This window comes from Rhizobium sp. 1399, assembly GCF_031455475.1.
In the GTDB taxonomy this organism is placed as follows: Bacteria; Pseudomonadota; Alphaproteobacteria; order Rhizobiales; family Rhizobiaceae; genus Rhizobium.
Genome location: NZ_JAVDSU010000003.1, coordinates 528,029 through 543,929, shown reverse-complemented (window position 1 = coordinate 543,929; position 15,901 = coordinate 528,029). Strand labels below are relative to the sequence as shown.

The window sequence follows — 15,901 nt, the reverse complement described above, 5'->3', positions numbered from 1 at the left end:
CTCACTTCCTCCCAATACGCGGATCGATGATGCCATAGGCAATATCGATCGCAAGGTTGATCAGGACGATCAGCAGCGCCAGCACAGTAATCGTGCCCTGCAACACGGGATAGTCGCGCGATGAAATGGCATCGAAGGCAAGGCTGCCCATGCCCGGCCAGTTGAAGACGCGCTCGACGATAACGACGCCGCCGAGCAGGTCGCCGAACTGCAGGCCGACGAAGGTCAGCAGCGGAATGAGGCAGTTGCGCAGGGCGTGCTTGTAGAGCACCACCCTGTCCTTCAGCCCCTTGGCGCGGGAGACGAGAATGAATTGCGCCGACAAGGTCTCCAGCATGGCCGAGCGCACCATGCGCACGTTCACGGCCGAGAGTATCAGCGCCAGCGTCAGGCAGGGCAGCACAAGGCCCGAATAGGCAAGGAAGCCGCTCGACGGCAGCCATTCCAGTTTGATCGAGAAGATCAGCACCAACATGATCGCCAGCCAGAAATTCGGGAAGGACAGGCCGACGAGCGACAGGATGCGGACGACCTGATCTGCCCACGAGCCTGACTTCACAGCCGCATGGATGCCGAGCGGGATGGAAATCACGAAGGACAGGATGAGCGACAGGAAGGACAATAGCAGCGTCGCCGGCAAGGCCTGCGCGATCAGGCTCCAGACTGGCGTACCGCCGAAGAAGCTCTTGCCGAAATCGCCTGTGACGACGCCCGACATGAAATTCAGATATTGGATGTGGAACGGCTGGTCGAGACCGAGGCCGGCACGGATATTCTGCAGATCCTGCTCGGTGACGGCAGAACCGCCGCTGACGAGCATGGCCGTCGGATCGCCGGACAGCCTGATCGCATAGGAAACGAGCAGCGTGACGACGATCACGACAAAGAGAGCCTGCAAGAGGCGTTTGGCAATATAGGCTGGCATGGCATGACCCTGCGGAGGATGTGACTGCCTGCCCACAGGCAGGCAGTCGAGCGGGGTTCGGTTACTCGACCGATACGTCTACGAAGCGGAAACGCACGTCCGGGGTCGGCGCCAGGTTCTTCACCCGCTTGTTGATCGCATAGAGCGTATTGCCGTTGTAGAGCGGCATCTCGAAGGCCTGATCGGCGGCATAGGCAGCAACTTGGCCCAGGATCTTCTTTCGCTCATCGACATTATAGGTCGAGCGCTGCGCTTCCAGCAGCTGGTCGAGCTTGGCATCCTTGATGTAGGGATTCCAGAACTGGCCGCTGTGATAGAGCAGATAGGCCGTGTTGTCGAAGTCGAAGGTCCAACCACCCCATTGGAACTGATAGAGCGAGCCGGTTTTGCCGTGCGCGATGATATCAGTGTAGTAGACGTTGGTTTCGTAGGACTTCAGCGAAGCATTGATGCCGACCGCCTGAAGATAGGCGGCGACCGTCTGCGACACTTCGCGGAAGGTCGCATCCGTACCGACGAAGGAAAGCTCGAGATTGGTGCCGGGCTTCACACCCGCCTTATCGAGCGCAGCTTTCGCGGCAGCGGGATCGAAAGGCAACGGCTTCAGGTCGGGATTGTAGCCAAGCGACAGCGAGCTCTGGAGGCTCGCAATCGGCTTGCCATTGCCCTGCAGGATCTGCTCGATGATGGCGTCGCGGTCGACGGCCTGGATGAGCGCCTTGCGGACCGCCGGATCCTTGGTGATGCCGTCGGTATTATTAAAGCGCAGCATGGAGACATCAGGACCGGTGATGCTCTCCACTTCCAGCTTGGGGTCGCCCTTGATCGTATCGATCAGGCTGATCGGCACCAGTGTGGCGATATCGATACCGCCCGACTGCAGCTCGGAAACCTGTGTGGCCGCTTCCGAAATGAAGCGGTAGACCAGACCGGCGATCTTCGGCGCGCCGCCCCAGTAGTCCGGATTGGCTTCCAGCGTCAGGCTGATCTTCGGCTTGTAGTCGACGAACTTGAACGGCCCGGTACCGACGGGATGCAGATTAAAGTACTCGTCGCCCTTTTCCTTGATATATGCCGGTGGCACGATCATGCCCCCATAGCCGGCAAGCTTGGTGATCAGCACCGGATCCGGGCTCTTCAGGATGAAGTCGACCGTATAGTCATCGACGATTTTCACCTCGCCGATCGAGGTGTAATTCGCCTGCTGCGGACCCTTGGCGCCTTCCGGTCCGAGCAACCGGTCGAAGGTGAACTTGACGGCGGCCGCATTGAAATCTTCGCCATCATGGAATTTGACGCCCTTGCGCAGCGTGAAGCGGATGCGCTTGTTGTCGTCGAGGAATTCCCAAGCCGTGGCGAGGCCGGGCAGCAGCTTCAGGTCAGGGCTGCGCTGGACGAGACCGTCGAAGATGTTGCTACCGATACGGCCCCAGGTCAGTGTGAAGGTGTCGATCGGATCCCAGCTGCCATCATCGCGTTCGAGCGCGACGGTCAGCGTGCCGGCGGCGTGTGCGGCGTCGATGGTTGCGGTAAGCGGCAGGACCGACAGTGCGGCTGCCAGGAAGAGATCTCGGTATCTCATTGTTTTAGTTCCCCATTTTTATTGTGCGGTGACTGTTTTGTAGCGATCTGTCCTATGGGAGGGTTTCGGACAGCTTCTGCGGCCCGGCCGCAACGAAGTGCGAGGGCGAAAAACGGCGATATTGCAAAAGCGCCGGTTCATCGCCGATCTTGCGGACCGGGCTCGGTATCGCGCCGGTCAAAAGCGTGGTGTCGATGCTGCGATCGGGATCGGGCGCAGGGATCGCGGCCAGCAGCTTGCGCGTATAGGGATGCTGCGGGTTCTCGAATATTTCCTGTCGGGTGCCGATCTCGACGATCTGTCCGAGATACATGACCGCGACACGATGGCTGATCTTCTCGACCACAGCCATGTCATGGGTGATGAAAAGGTAGGAAAGGCCGCGCTCCCGCTGCAGTTCCAGAAGCAGGTCGAGGATCTGCGCCTGGATCGAAACATCGAGCGCCGAAACGGATTCATCCGCGATAATCAGTTCCGGATCGCTGGCAAGCGCCCGGGCGATGCAGACACGCTGGCGCTGGCCGCCGGAAAGCTCGTGTGGAAACCGCGTCCTGTAATCGCGCGGAAGGCCGACGCGATCGAGCAAAGCGAGCGTTCGCTCCTCGATCGCCGCCTTGTCCGGCTGCAGCTTGTGAACGATCATAGGCTCGGCAATGCTGGCGCTGGCCCGTTGGCGCGGATCAAGCGCTGCATAGGGATCCTGGAAAATATACTGGACCTTCTGCAGCAGGGAGCGCTTCTCGCGCGGATCCATTTCAGAGATATCGCGGCCACGGAAACGGATCTTGCCGCCAGTCGGCTCCATGATCTGCTGCAGCATTCGCCCGGTCGTCGATTTGCCGCTGCCGGATTCCCCGACCAGCGCCAGCGTTTCGCCCGCGGCGATCTCGAAGGAAATGCCTTCGACCGCATGAATGCGATGTGTCAGCCTGCCAAACAAGCTTCTGCGCGCCGCAAAACGCGCCGTGAGACCATCGACCTGCAGAAGCGGCGGCTTGCTATCGGAACGAACGGCTTCCAGTGCCTCGCTGTTCGGGGACGCCTTGCCCGACATGCTGCCGAGACGCGGCACGGCGGCAAGCAGGGTCTGCGTATAGGGATGCTGCGGATTGGAAAACAGCACCCGAACCGGCGCCTCTTCTTGCTTCTCGCCGTGACGCAGCACGATCACATCATCGGCCATTTCGGCGACGACACCCATATCATGGGTGATGAAGATCACCGCCATGCCGAGTTCGCGCTGCAGCTCGCGGATCGTATTGAGGATCTGCGCCTGGATCGTCACGTCGAGCGCGGTCGTCGGCTCGTCGGCAATCAACAGCTTCGGACGGCAGGAGAGCGCCATGGCGATCATCACGCGCTGACGCATGCCGCCGGAGAGCTGATGCGGATAGCGCTGCATCATTGCATCAGCGTCGGGAATGCGAACCTTTTCGAGCATATTCCGCGCAATACGATTGGCTTCAGCGCGCGTGGTTTTCTGATGCAGGAGGATGGCTTCGACAATCTGATCGCCGATCGAAAAGACCGGATCGAGCGAGGTCATCGGCTCCTGGAAGATCATCGCGATCTCCCCGCCCCTTATCTGCCGGATGCGATCGGGATTGGCGGTGACGAGATCGAGAGGCCCATTGCGGCTCTGGAAGATAATTTCGCCGCCGCTGATGCGGCCGCCCGAAAAATCGGTGAGGCGCATGATCGCCCTCGAGGTTACCGATTTGCCCGAGCCGGATTCTCCGACGATGGCGAGCGTCTTGCCCGGCTTGACGTCGAAACTCAGCGATTTGACGGCCTGAAACTGGCCGGACTTGAAGTCGACGGATAGTGAACGGACCGAGAGGACGACGGGGATGGCGGCGCTGTTGCTCTCGGTCGATCTACTCATAAAGTTGCCGCTGACCTCGCTGCCTGTTCGTAGTATCCCGACAAGGCCCTCAGATGGGAGGCAATGTCGGAAAGTTCATCCTGTGAAAGACCCGAGAGCTTAGTCGCCTCTACCAGCAACCGCTCGCGGATTTCCGAATAGCGGGTCAGCGCCTCCAGGCCCTTGTCGGTGACCTGGATCACCTTTTCCTTGCCGGATTTCCCGGTCTTCACCAGGCCGGCCGCATCGAGCTTCTTGACCGCATAATTGGCGACATGTGTGTCTTCGATATCGAGCACGAGGCAGAGATCGGAGAGCGTCTTCGGACGACCGCGATGACGCACGGAATGGATAATCAGGATCTCGACCGGCGACAGGCTCGGCACGCCGGCAGCCGCCATGCAGCGCACCATCCAGCGATTGAAAGCGTGAGAAAAGAGGATCGATCCGTATTCTAATTCGGAGAGGGCCGGTGAACTGCCGAGCGCCAGATGGGCAGACGACACGATCAATTCGCGGGGCGCTTTTCGTTCCCTCGGTTTATCCAATGAACTCTCTCATCTCAGAACTGAAGTACGTGTGGCAGGTTAGCTGGAAGCGATAATTTGTCAACAAATTATCGCTAAGATTCCTCTATTCCGCCGCCGTTTCCCGGATCTTGTTTTCCTGCACGTTCGACATGCAGGAACGAACATCTATTCCATTGATTTTAAACCGTTTTAGCCGAACCATTATCAGGCATTGCGTGGCCCATATCCGCCACCCGTCGGGGTCACAATCGTGAAGGCTTCGCCCGCTTCCAGCACCGTATGGGCAGCGCCGATCAGCTCATCGATCGTACCGTCATTGCGGCGAACATAATTGCGGCCGGTCTGGCCGTCTTCGCCACCCTTCAGCCCGAACGGCGCGACGCGACGATGGCCGGAGAGGACGGCAAATTCCAGCTTCTCGAGCGTGCGGATCGTGCGTTGCGTGCCATTGCCGGCATGCCACTGACCACGCCCGCCGGAATTCGGCCGGATATGAAAATCCTCGAGCACGACAGGGAAACGGCTCTCCAGAATTTCCGGATCGGTGAGGCGTGAATTGGTCATGTGCGTGTGCACGGCATCTGCACCATTGAACCCCGGGCCTGCCGGCGCACCGGAGCAGATGGTTTCGTAATATTGGTATTTGTCGTTGCCGAAAGTCAGATTGTTCATCGTGCCCTGGGCTGCGGCCATGGCGCCGACCGCGCCGATCAGGCAGTTGGTCACCGCCTGGCTGACTTCGACATTGCCGGCGACGACGGCGGCCGGGTATTCCGGCGTCAGCATGGTGCCATCGGGAATAACGATACGGATCGGCCGCAGGCAGCCGGCATTCATCGGAATATCCGCCTCGACCAGGACGCGAAAAACATAGAGCACGGCAGCCCGCGTTACCGGCGCCGGTGCATTGAAATTGTCGGGACGCTGCGCCGACGTGCCAGTAAAATCGACCGTCGCTTCGCGCTTTTCCCGATCGATGGAAATCTTCACGACGACCTTGCAGCCCTGATCCATCTCGTAGGAAAACTCGCCGTCCGGCAGGCGGTCGAGCACGCGGCGAACACTTTCGGCGGCGTTGTCCTGCACATGGCCCATATAGGCGTCGACCACGTCCTCACCGAAGAGCGCAATCATCTTCTTCAGCTCCGCCACACCCTTTTCGTTCGCAGCAACCTGCGCCTTCAGGTCGTTGACGTTCTGCGCCAGCGTACGCACCGGATAGCGCGCGCCGGTCAAGAGATCGGCAAGGGCATCCTCACGGAATTTACCGCGATCGAGAAGCTTGAAATTGTCGATATAGACGCCTTCCTCCTCGATATGTGTCGCCAGCGGCGACATCGAGCCCGGTGAGATACCGCCGATATCGGCATGGTGACCGCGGCTCGCCACCCAGAAACGGATGCGCTTACCGGCATCATCGAAGACAGGCGTGCAGACGGTCAGGTCGGGCAGATGCGTGCCGCCATTATAGGGTGCATTGATGAGGAAGACGTCGCCTGGATGAATGACCGGATTTTCACGGATGGCAGTCGCCACCGACGCATCCATGGAGCCGAGATGCACTGGCATATGCGGCGCGTTGGCAACGAGATTGCCGTCCGCATCGAAGACCGCGCAGGAGAAATCGAGCCGTTCCTTGATGTTGACGGAATAGGCGGTGTTCTGCAGGGTCACACCCATCTGCTCGGCAATCGACATGAAGAGATTGTTGAAAATCTCCAGCATGACCGGATCGGCCTTGGTGCCGATCGCCGTGCGCTCGGGCAGCGCCTTGATGCGGTTCAGCACGACATGATCGCGCGCCGTCAGCTTCGCCTGCCAGCCATCTTCCACGACGATGGTCTGGTTCGGTTCGATGATGATGGCCGGCCCGGTCACGGTCTGGCCGGGGAGGATACGATCACGCAGGACGACCGCCGCATCATGGCTTTCACCCTGCGAATGGAACAGGGTTCGCCGAATGGGCGAAGCCTCGCCCTCACCTGCTTCCCCGCGATCGACATCGATTTCGGCGGCGGCACCGCCGATGCATTCGACCTCGACGGCTTCCACGACCAGCGGCTTGTCCTCGGCAACGAAGCCGAAACGGCGCTTGTGCAGGATCTCGAACTCCTTGCGAAGGCGCGCCGCGTCATCAGTTTGCGGGAACAGTGCCTCGACGGCCAGTAGAGTATCGGTGCCGGCATAGCGGATATGAGCGCGCAACACAGTCTTAATCTTGCCGGCGTCGACGCCCTGCGCCACTAGCTCCGGCTGGCATTCACCCTGCAATTGCCTGCCAAGCGCGATCATCGCTGCGGGAGCACCCGCATCGAGCGTCACACCGAGCGCCTTTTGACGCGCGGAGCGGATATCGGCGAGACCCATGCCATAGGCCGACAGCAACCCCGACATCGGATGCAGCAGGATGCTCTTCATTCCGAGCGCGTCGGCGACCAGGCAGGCATGCTGGCCGCCAGCGCCACCGAAGCAATTGAGCGCATAACGCGTCACGTCATAACCGCGCTGCACGGAAATCTTCTTGATCGCCTCGACCATATTGGCGACAGCAATGCGGATGAAGCCGTCAGCCACTTCTTCGGGGCTGCGCCCGTCGCCGATCTCGGCTGCCAGCTCGGCGAACTTCTGCCGCACCGTCGCGACGTCGAGCGGCTTATCCTGGTTCGGGCCGAAGATCGCCGGGAAGAAATCCGGCAACAGCTTGCCGGCCATGACATTGGCATCGGTCACCGCAAGCGGGCCGCCATTGCGGTAGCAGGCTGGACCTGGGAAAGCGCCGGCGGAATCAGGCCCGACGCGGAAACGGCCGCTTTCGAAATGCAGGATCGAACCGCCGCCGGCCGCCACCGTATGGATCAGCATCATTGGCGCACGCACACGAACACCGGCGACTTCCGTCTCGAAGGCTCGCTCATACTCGCCGTCGAAATGTGCGACGTCTGTCGAGGTACCACCCATATCGAAGCCGATTACGTGGCCGAAACCCGCCTGCTCGCCGGTCTTGGCAAGACCGACCACACCGCCGGCCGGACCGGACAGGATCGCATCCTTGCCCTGAAACATGTTGGCTGCAGTCAGGCCGCCCGAAGACATCATGAACATGACGCGCGCGCCGGTGCGCGCCACGTCAAGTTCGTCCGAGACCTGACTGACATAGCGGCCGAGCACCGGCGAAAGATAGGCGTCGACAACGGTCGTATCGCCACGGCCGACCAGCTTGATCAGCGGCGAGACCTCGTGACTGACGGAAACCTGTTCGAAGCCGATGGCGCGGGCTATGCGCGCAGCGACTGCCTCATGATCAGGATATTTATAGGCGTGAATGAAGACGATGGCGACGGCGCGATAACCCTTGGCGCGCAGATCGCGCAGGGCCGCTTCGGTCGCGGCCTCATCGAGCTTTGTCTCGACGGTACCGTCGGCCAATACGCGCTCTTCGAGCTCGGCCACATCCTGATAGAGCGCTTCCGGCTTGATGATCTCGGTCGCAAAGATCTTCTTGCGCTCCTGATAACCGATGCGCAGAGCGTCGCGGAAACCCTTTGTCGTTACCAGCGCCAGACGTTCGCCCTTGCGCTCCAGAAGCGCATTGGTGGCGACGGTGGTGCCCATTCGCACCTCGTCGATCAGCCCGGTCGGGATTGGTTCATCCGCGCTCAGGCCGAGATGCAGGCGAATGCCGTGGACGGCGGCATCGCGATAGGCTTCCGGATTTTCGGACAGCACTTTGCGGGCATGCAGGGCGCCGGAGGGGTCGCGCCCGACAATATCGGTGAAGGTGCCTCCACGGTCGATCCAGAAGTCCCAGCTACCAGCCGCAATGCCCGACAAAATCGCCTCCGCCGTTCGTTTCCAATATCACTAAGAAATTATCGATAAATCGTCAACATTTTACAGAAGAAAAAGTCGCCGTGGGTATCGATGGACGCAGGGCGTATCACAGGCTGGATATTCAGGCGCATAAAATCGAACGCCGCGGCCCGAGGGCCGCGGCGACAGGATTGGTGGAAGTGACCGATCTTCGAGGGCCAGCGCCTTCAGGCGCCAACGCTTCTATCCGATCAACGCGAGGTCAGATCGTCGGGCAGTTCTGCATTGTGGTACTTGCGATAGATATCGCGCAGCACCTTGTTGTCGAAATTGGTCTTCACCCACTGGTCGAGCCAAGTCTTGAGGCCGGCTTCGCCCTTCGGAATACCGATGCCGAGGTTGGTTTCCTTCTGGGTGAACTTCACCTGCAGCGGATGATCGGCCATCTTCTTGTTGATGCCGTTGATGACAGCCGACTGGCTGGAGAGAATATCGACCTGACCCGAGACGACCGAGGTGATCAGTGTTGCGTCATCCTCGAAACGGACGATATCCGCATCCTTTGCATTGGCCGTGATGTCCTGGTCATTTGTTGTGGCGCGGGTGACGCCGATGCGTTTACCGCCGAGATCGGCATAGTTCTTGATCTCAACGCTCGGCTGAGCGGCAACGACGAGCGCGAGCGTCGCATAGGGAACGGAATAGTCGATCGCCTTCTTGCGCTCTTCGGTAATGCCGAGCGAAGAGACGACCATATCGGCCTTGCCCGTCTGCACGGAGGGAACACGAGCAGCATTGGTGATTTCCACCAGTTCCAGTTCGACACCGAGATCCTTGGCAATCAGCTTCGCGGTTTCGACGTCCGAGCCGGTCGGCTTAAGGTTTTCATCGACGAAGGAATATTCCGGAATGCCCATCGCGACTGCGATGCGAACCTTGCCGGCCTTCTTGATATTGTCGAGCACGTCGGCATGGGCAACGCTTGCCAACGCCAGCAGGCCCGCGCCCGCCAACAGTGCCAGTTTCGAAATCATTGTCTTCGGCATACTCCAAGTCTCCTCTACCTGATTGCCTCTGCCCGCTCTCTGTCGGGCCTCCTGTCAAACCTGTGCCGGCTCATCCGGGACAGGCAATTTCCTCCCGCGATGACGGGGGCTAAAGCTCTGCGGCCATGAATTCCTTGAGTTCGGGCGTCTGCGGTTTGCTCAGAATGTCGGCGCCACCAGTCTCCCAGACCTTGCCGGTATGCATGTAGATGACGCGGTTGGCGGCGCGCTTGGCAAAACCCATCTCGTGGGTGACGACGATCATCGTCATGCCGCCGCGCGCAAGATCTTCCATGACGCGCAGCACCTCGCCCGTAAGCTTCGGGTCGAGCGCCGAGGTCACCTCGTCGAACAGCATTACCTTCGGCTGCATGGCGAGCGAGCGGGCAATCGCCACACGCTGCTGCTGGCCGCCTGACAGTTGCTCCGGATAGGCATCGATCTTCTCAGAGAGACCGACCTTGGCCAGCACCTGCTTGGCGATCTCGAAGGCCTGGTCCTTGCGCATGCCCTTCACGCGGCGCAGTGCCAGCATGATGTTTTCCGCGACCGTCATATGCGGGAAGAGATTGTAGCTCTGGAACACCATGCCGATATCACGACGCAATGTCCTGAGATCGAGCTTCGGGTCTTCGACGCGATGGCCGCAGACCTCGATCGAGCCGTCCTGGATCGTCTCCAGCCGATTGATGCAGCGCAGCGCCGTACTCTTGCCGGAGCCGGACTGGCCGATCAGCGCCACCACTTCTCCGGCGTTGATTTCGAAGGAGACGCCCTTCAGCACCTCCAGCGCGCCGAAACGCTTGACGACATTGGTGAGTTTAACGGCGACCGACATTGAGCTTCCTCTCGAGAGAGCGGCTCCAGACCGACAACGGATAGCAGACAGCGAAGTAGAGAAGCGCTGCGATACCAAAGACCAGGAAGGGCTGGAACAGGGAGTTGTTGATGACCTGCGCTGCACGCGTCAGCTCCAGGAAGCCGACGACCGAGGCGAGCGAGGTGTTCTTGACGAGCTGGACGAGGAAACCCACCGTCGGAGGCGTGGCGATCCTCAGAGCCTGCGGCAGGATCACGTCCCGCAGCGCCTGCCAGCGTGTCAGGCCGAGGCATTCGGCCGCCTCGAACTGCGTGCGCGAAATGGATTCCACCGAGCCACGCCAGATCTCTCCGAGATAGGAGCTCGAATAGATCATCATGCCGAGGCCGGCTGCGACCAGCGGCGGCACGGAGATATTGATGACCCCAAGGCCGAAATAGAGGATGAACATCTGGATCAGGAGCGGCGTGCCCTGAACGATCTGGATGTAGATGAGGGCTGCGCGCCGTACCCACAGGAAGCGCGAGATGCGGCAGAGCATCACGAAGAAGCCGGCAATGCCACCCAGCAGGAAGGCGAGCGCAGACAGCACCATCGTCCAGACGAGACCATCCAGCAGATAGATCAGGTGATTGAAGGAAAACCCACCGAGCATGGCGACCTCTAGAGCGACGTGCCGAGCCGGCGACGGCGCGGGAAGGCGATGAGACCGAGGCCGTAGAAGCCTGCCCGCATCAGATAGGTGATGGCGATGTAGAGAACGGCGACCACCATGTAGGTTTCCAACGATCGGAACGTATTCGACTGGATGTTGTTGGCGACACCCGTCAGCTCCTCGGCGGATATTTGCGAGGCAATCGAGGTCGACAGCATCATCAGGATGAACTGGCTGGAGAGCGCCGGATAAACACGCTCGATCGCCGGCAGAAGGATGATGTCGCGATAGATCTGTAGCTTTGACAGGCCAAGCGCTTCAGCCGCCTCGATCTGGCTTGGGTGAATGGAATCCATGCCGGCGCGTACGATCTCAGCCGTATAGGCCCCGACATTGATGACCATGGCGAAAACGGCGGCCGCAATGATCGGTAGACGGATGCCGACCGAGGACAGGCCAAAGAAGATAAAGAAGATCTGCACGATGAAAGGCGTGTTGCGCACGGTCTCCACATAGATACTGACGAGGGCACGCAGCGGCCCGATAGTCGAGCGGCGGGCGATCGCGCAGACAACGCCGATTACCAGACCGATGATCACCGAAAAGACGGTGATCTCGATCGTGACGAGCGCGCCTGACAGGAAATCGCTCCAGTAGGGCAGCAAGGCCGAAAAATCGAACTGGTACTGCATGTCCTCCTCCATTCCGGCCACGCCAACTCCACTGGCGCAGCCTCGCCTTCCCGCAGGAAAACGTCATGTCTCCTCGCGGCTGTCGCGTCAGCGCGCCAGCCAGCCTCCGTCGACCGGCAGCACCGTGCCGTGCACATAATCGGATGCCGCCGATGCCAGGAACACGGCGGCACCGCCGATATCGCCGGGCTCGCCCCATCGGCCGGCCGGGATGCGGGCCAGGATGCTGGCATTGCGATCGGCATCTTCGCGCAGCGCCGTCGTGTTGTTGGTCACGAAATAGCCGGGGGCGATGGCATTGACGTTCACACCCTTGCCCGCCCATTCGCAGGCGAGCAGCCGGGTCAGACCTGCAAGGCCGCTCTTCGAGGCCGTGTAGGACGGGATGCGGATGCCGCCCTGAAAGGAGAGCAGCGAGGCGATATTGATGATCTTGCCGCGCCCTTTTTCGAGCATGTGACGGGCAGCCGCCTGAGACAGGAAAAAGGCCGTCTTCAGGTTGACGTTCATCACCGCGTCCCAGTCTTCCTCGGTAAAGTCGATCGCGTCGGCACGGCGGATGATACCGGCATTGTTGACGAGGATATCGAGCGCCCCGAGGCGTTCCAGTGCCTCCGCAACGATCGGCTTGACCGGTTCGATCGTACCGAGATCGGCCTTGATGACGTGGAATTTCGAACCCGCCTTCGCCACCAGGGCTTCGGTCTCATCCATCGAGGAACGGCCGACGGCGACGATCGAAGCACCAGCCTCTGCCAGCGCGACGGCGATGCCCTGCCCGATGCCGGTATTGGCACCAGTGACGACGGCAGTTTTTCCCGAAAGGTCGAAAAGAGCCTGCATCGCCATCACCTGAGATCGCCGATGGCGATATGATCCATGTCGGTGAAACTCTTGTTGTCGCCGGCCATCGCCCAGATGAAGCTGTAATTCTTGGTGCCGGCGCCGGAATGGATCGACCAGGGCGGCGAAATAATGGCCTGTTCGTTGGCGACGAGCATGTGACGCGTTTCCTGCGGCTTTCCCATGAAATGGAAGACGCGCTGATCGGCATCGAGGTCGAAATAGAGATAGGCTTCCATGCGCCGGTCATGTGTATGGCTCGGCATGGTGTTCCAGATGCTGCCGGTCTCCAGGCTGGTGAAGCCCATGGTGAGCTGGCAGGACTGGCAAACCTCTGGATGGATATACTGATAGATCGAACGCTTGTTGGCGGTTGCCGCCTCGCCCGGCGTCAGATGCCGCGCCTTGTCGCGCGTCAGAAGCACGGTCCGGTGGCTTGCATGGGCCGGCGTCGAGACCAGATAGAATTTTGCCGGATCGGCAGCCTCCGCACTTTCGAAACTGATATCGACGGCACCCTTGCCGACATAGAGGCAGTCATATTTCGCCAGAGTGTAGATCATGCCATCGACGACCACGCGGCCGGAATTGCCGACATTCAGCACGCCAAGTTCACGCTCCGCCAGAAACGTGTCCTGACCGATCGCTTTCGGCGCCGTGAGTACGAGAGCCGTGCCGAGCGGCGCAGCGCCGCCGATGACCATGCGGTCATAATGCGAATAGGTCAGGCTGATCTCGGCAGGCGCAAAAACCGTCTCGACCAGGAAGTGGCGCCGCAGCGTTTCCGTATCGAAACCCCGGACAGCTTCAGGATGGGAGGCGTGTCGTACGTCAATCTGCATTGGAATTGTCCTTCTCTCCTCCGGATGCCGCCGTGTGCGGGGCATCCTCAATGAAATAGGCTGGGTCGAGCATCTCGGCCTTTTCGGCTTCGTGCAGCAGCTTGCCGAGATGGAACTCCATCGCCGCCTTCGCGCCGTCCTTGTCGCCGGCTCGCATGCAATCGATGACCGCGGCATGTTCCTCGATGACGCGCGTCAGACGGCCCTGCTGCGGCAGCGTCAGCAGGCGGTAACGATCGCTATGAACCTTGACTTGCTGGATGATCGCCCAGATGCCGGGAAAGCCGGCGATATTGCTGATGAGCTGGTGGAAATCATTGTCGATGACGTGGAAGGCCGCGACATCGCCATCACGGTGGCAAGCATCCAGATCAGCGAGATTGCGCTCCAACGCACGCAGTCCTGCCGGCGTCATCTTCTCGACCGCGATCGAAACCGTCGTATCCTCCAGCGCCTTGCGCACCAGGATCGCTTCGTAGAGCGCGCGGCGCGGAATGCGGGAGACGAAAGTGCCGGATTGCGGGAAGACATCGACGAGGCCGTCATCAGCAAGTCGGATGATGGCTTCACGGATCGGCGTGCGGCTGACGCCGAACTGCGCTTCGAGTTCCTTCTCGTTCAGCAGTTCCATCGGCTTGCGACGTAGCGAGACGATGTCGTCGAGAAGCGCATTATAGACCAGCGTCGCTGCCCGCGGGGCAGCTGCCCGCTGATGCGAAAGCACCGTGACCCCTTGCAGGGAGCGCTTCTTGCGCGCGATTCCGGAGGGCGAATTCATCGCATTCCTTCCAAGCAACAGATCAGCAATCGAGTGTTTGAAATCATCGAGGACCGCCTCCACATCGGCCTGATGTGAAAGTAATATATTAGTATCCAACTTCTGACAAGCACGTGAATGAGCCGTATTTTTGCGGTTGCGGAAAACGGAGCCGTGGTGGGAAATCTGCCAGGTGCCCAGAGGACGAGAGTGTTGAGCGATCTGTTCGAAGCGATTCTCGCGAACCATCTGTCCCAATTGAATGGTGGTCCGAGCACCTAGCCGATGAACTCTTCGAACGAAATGCACAACCGAGGCGCGACTACGCCACACCATCATTCCGTCAGCGACGCCGTATTTAAGACAGCCTTGAAAGAAGGCTCTAATACGCCATTTTCTGACGCAACCAGAATGGCCGTTGCGGTCCTAAAGCAGGCTCAATGCAAGGGTCGGCGCACGCGGTGCCGCCGGCGCCCGGGTTAAGGATGCACCGCGACCAGAGGGAACAAAAAAATGAAAGTACTTTTGGCATCCACCATCTTCGCAGCCGGCACGATGCTCGCGAGCGGCAGCGTTTTTGCAGCCGATTGCGGCAATGTCACGATCGCGAGCATGAACTGGCAGTCCGCGGAAGTGGCCGCAAGCCTCGACAAAATCATTCTTGAGGAAGGGTACGGCTGCACGGCCGAAATCGTCACTGGCGATACCGTCCCTACTCTGACCTCCATGGCAGAAAAAGGCGAACCGGATATCGCCCCGGAAGCCTGGGTCAGCCTTCAGCCGGAACTGGTGAAGCGTGGCCTTGAAGGCGGCAAGGTCGTCGAAGGCGCTAAGATCCTCTCCGATGGCGCAATCCAGGGCTGGTGGATCCCCAAATACATCGCCGACGCCCATCCCGACGTTAAGACCATCCCCGACCTTCTCAAGCATCCCGAACTCTTCCCGGCACCGGAAGACAAGAGCAAGGGCGCGGTCTTCAACGGCCCTCAGGGCTGGGGCGGCACTGTCGTCACCGCGCAGCTCTTCAAGGCCTATGATGCTGAGAAAGCAGGCTTTACGCTCGTTGACACCGGGTCTGCCGCAGGACTCGATGGCTCGATCGCCAAGGCCTATGAAGGCAAGCAGCCCTGGGTCGGCTATTATTGGGCACCGACCTCGCTGCTCGGCAAATATGAGATGGTCAAGCTCGGATACGGCACGGAATATGACGCGGCCGAATGGAAGCGTTGCACCTCGGTTGCCGATTGCGCCGATCCCAAGCCGAATGCCTGGCCGGCCGATGATGTGCAGACGCTGATCAGCAAGAGTTTTGCCGATCGCGGCGGCCCTGCCATCGATTACCTGAAGAAGCGCGCCTGGACCAATGACACCGTCAACAAGCTGATCGCCTGGATGACCGACAATCAGGCAACCGGCGAAGACGGCGCCAAATACTTCCTGAAGAATAATGAGCCCCTCTGGAAGGACTGGGTCTCGCCGGAAGCCGCCGAAAAGATCAAGGCTTCGCTCTAATCACTCAGACATGACATGGGCAG

The 15,901-nt window shown here is 60.1% G+C and carries 13 protein-coding genes; 1 reads left to right on the top strand and 12 read right to left on the bottom strand.

Annotation, left to right across the window (positions count from 1 at the left end; genetic code table 11):
- Position 1: 1 nt before the first annotated feature.
- The 12 genes from J2X71_RS13880 to J2X71_RS13825 all read right to left on the bottom strand — a co-directional run bounded on the left by J2X71_RS13880 (position 2) and on the right by J2X71_RS13825 (position 14,387).
- The gene (locus J2X71_RS13880) at positions 2 to 925 is read right to left on the bottom strand and encodes an ABC transporter permease (protein ID WP_310382636.1); all 924 of its coding nucleotides are present in this window, start codon (positions 923 to 925) and stop codon (positions 2 to 4) included.
- A 61-nt stretch (positions 926 to 986) separates the two neighbouring features.
- On the bottom strand, positions 987 to 2,507 hold the full coding sequence (locus J2X71_RS13875; protein WP_310382635.1) for an ABC transporter substrate-binding protein: 1,521 nt from the start codon (positions 2,505 to 2,507) through the stop codon (positions 987 to 989).
- Positions 2,508 to 2,559: 52 nt separating this feature from the next.
- Positions 2,560 to 4,392 (bottom strand): ABC transporter ATP-binding protein, encoded by a 1,833-nt coding sequence (locus J2X71_RS13870; protein ID WP_310382634.1) that lies wholly within the window; start codon positions 4,390 to 4,392, stop codon positions 2,560 to 2,562.
- Complete coding sequence (locus tag J2X71_RS13865; protein ID WP_310382633.1) at positions 4,389 to 4,919, bottom strand: winged helix DNA-binding protein; 531 nt, start codon at positions 4,917 to 4,919, stop codon at positions 4,389 to 4,391. The genes J2X71_RS13870 and J2X71_RS13865 overlap by 4 nt, the downstream gene beginning before the upstream one ends.
- Before the next feature lie 186 nt (positions 4,920 to 5,105).
- Positions 5,106 to 8,732: a hydantoinase B/oxoprolinase family protein gene (locus J2X71_RS13860; RefSeq protein WP_310382632.1), complete on the bottom strand. Its 3,627-nt coding sequence runs from the start codon at positions 8,730 to 8,732 to the stop codon at positions 5,106 to 5,108.
- A gap of 230 nt (positions 8,733 to 8,962) precedes the next feature.
- Positions 8,963 to 9,757, bottom strand: a complete 795-nt coding sequence (locus tag J2X71_RS13855; RefSeq protein ID WP_310382631.1) for a transporter substrate-binding domain-containing protein — start codon at positions 9,755 to 9,757, stop codon at positions 8,963 to 8,965.
- Between the two features lie 109 nt (positions 9,758 to 9,866).
- Positions 9,867 to 10,595 carry an amino acid ABC transporter ATP-binding protein gene (locus J2X71_RS13850; RefSeq protein WP_113320153.1) on the bottom strand — a complete coding sequence of 243 codons (729 nt, stop codon included), beginning with the start codon at positions 10,593 to 10,595 and terminating at the stop codon, positions 9,867 to 9,869.
- A complete protein-coding gene (locus tag J2X71_RS13845; protein WP_310382630.1) occupies positions 10,579 to 11,232 on the bottom strand; it encodes an amino acid ABC transporter permease in 654 nt (217 codons plus the stop codon). The genes J2X71_RS13850 and J2X71_RS13845 overlap by 17 nt, the downstream gene beginning before the upstream one ends.
- 8 nt (positions 11,233 to 11,240) lie before the next feature.
- Positions 11,241 to 11,924, bottom strand: a complete 684-nt coding sequence (locus J2X71_RS13840; protein ID WP_310382738.1) for an amino acid ABC transporter permease — start codon at positions 11,922 to 11,924, stop codon at positions 11,241 to 11,243.
- A gap of 87 nt (positions 11,925 to 12,011) precedes the next feature.
- Positions 12,012 to 12,767, bottom strand: coding sequence for a 2-dehydro-3-deoxy-D-gluconate 5-dehydrogenase KduD (gene kduD / locus J2X71_RS13835; RefSeq protein WP_310382629.1), 756 nt, complete (start codon positions 12,765 to 12,767; stop codon positions 12,012 to 12,014).
- Positions 12,768 to 12,772: 5 nt separating this feature from the next.
- On the bottom strand, positions 12,773 to 13,609 hold the full coding sequence (kduI, locus tag J2X71_RS13830) for a 5-dehydro-4-deoxy-D-glucuronate isomerase (RefSeq protein ID WP_310382628.1): 837 nt from the start codon (positions 13,607 to 13,609) through the stop codon (positions 12,773 to 12,775).
- A complete protein-coding gene (locus J2X71_RS13825; RefSeq protein WP_310382627.1) occupies positions 13,599 to 14,387 on the bottom strand; it encodes a GntR family transcriptional regulator in 789 nt (262 codons plus the stop codon). The genes kduI and J2X71_RS13825 overlap by 11 nt, the downstream gene beginning before the upstream one ends.
- 492 nt (positions 14,388 to 14,879) lie before the next feature.
- Here J2X71_RS13825 and J2X71_RS13820 point away from each other — a divergent pair, with 492 nt between their 5' ends.
- Positions 14,880 to 15,878 carry an ABC transporter substrate-binding protein gene (locus J2X71_RS13820; RefSeq protein WP_310382626.1) on the top strand — a complete coding sequence of 333 codons (999 nt, stop codon included), beginning with the start codon at positions 14,880 to 14,882 and terminating at the stop codon, positions 15,876 to 15,878.
- The last annotated feature ends 23 nt before the right edge of the window (positions 15,879 to 15,901 follow it).

What these genes read in the sequence shown, in the direction of transcription:
- J2X71_RS13850 (WP_113320153.1), bottom strand. Translation starts at nt 10,595, where the DNA reads ATGTCGGTCGCCGTTAAACTCACCAATGTCGTCAAGCGTTTCGGCGCG.
- J2X71_RS13855 (WP_310382631.1), bottom strand. Translation starts at nt 9,757, where the DNA reads ATGCCGAAGACAATGATTTCGAAACTGGCACTGTTGGCGGGCGCGGGC.
- J2X71_RS13880 (WP_310382636.1), bottom strand. Translation starts at nt 925, where the DNA reads ATGCCAGCCTATATTGCCAAACGCCTCTTGCAGGCTCTCTTTGTCGTG.
- kduD (WP_310382629.1), bottom strand. Translation starts at nt 12,767, where the DNA reads ATGCAGGCTCTTTTCGACCTTTCGGGAAAAACTGCCGTCGTCACTGGT.
- J2X71_RS13820 (WP_310382626.1), top strand. Translation starts at nt 14,880, where the DNA reads ATGAAAGTACTTTTGGCATCCACCATCTTCGCAGCCGGCACGATGCTC.
- J2X71_RS13840 (WP_310382738.1), bottom strand. Translation starts at nt 11,924, where the DNA reads ATGCAGTACCAGTTCGATTTTTCGGCCTTGCTGCCCTACTGGAGCGAT.
- kduI (WP_310382628.1), bottom strand. Translation starts at nt 13,609, where the DNA reads ATGCAGATTGACGTACGACACGCCTCCCATCCTGAAGCTGTCCGGGGT.
- J2X71_RS13875 (WP_310382635.1), bottom strand. Translation starts at nt 2,507, where the DNA reads ATGAGATACCGAGATCTCTTCCTGGCAGCCGCACTGTCGGTCCTGCCG.
- J2X71_RS13845 (WP_310382630.1), bottom strand. Translation starts at nt 11,232, where the DNA reads ATGCTCGGTGGGTTTTCCTTCAATCACCTGATCTATCTGCTGGATGGT.
- J2X71_RS13870 (WP_310382634.1), bottom strand. Translation starts at nt 4,392, where the DNA reads ATGAGTAGATCGACCGAGAGCAACAGCGCCGCCATCCCCGTCGTCCTC.
- J2X71_RS13825 (WP_310382627.1), bottom strand. Translation starts at nt 14,387, where the DNA reads ATGAATTCGCCCTCCGGAATCGCGCGCAAGAAGCGCTCCCTGCAAGGG.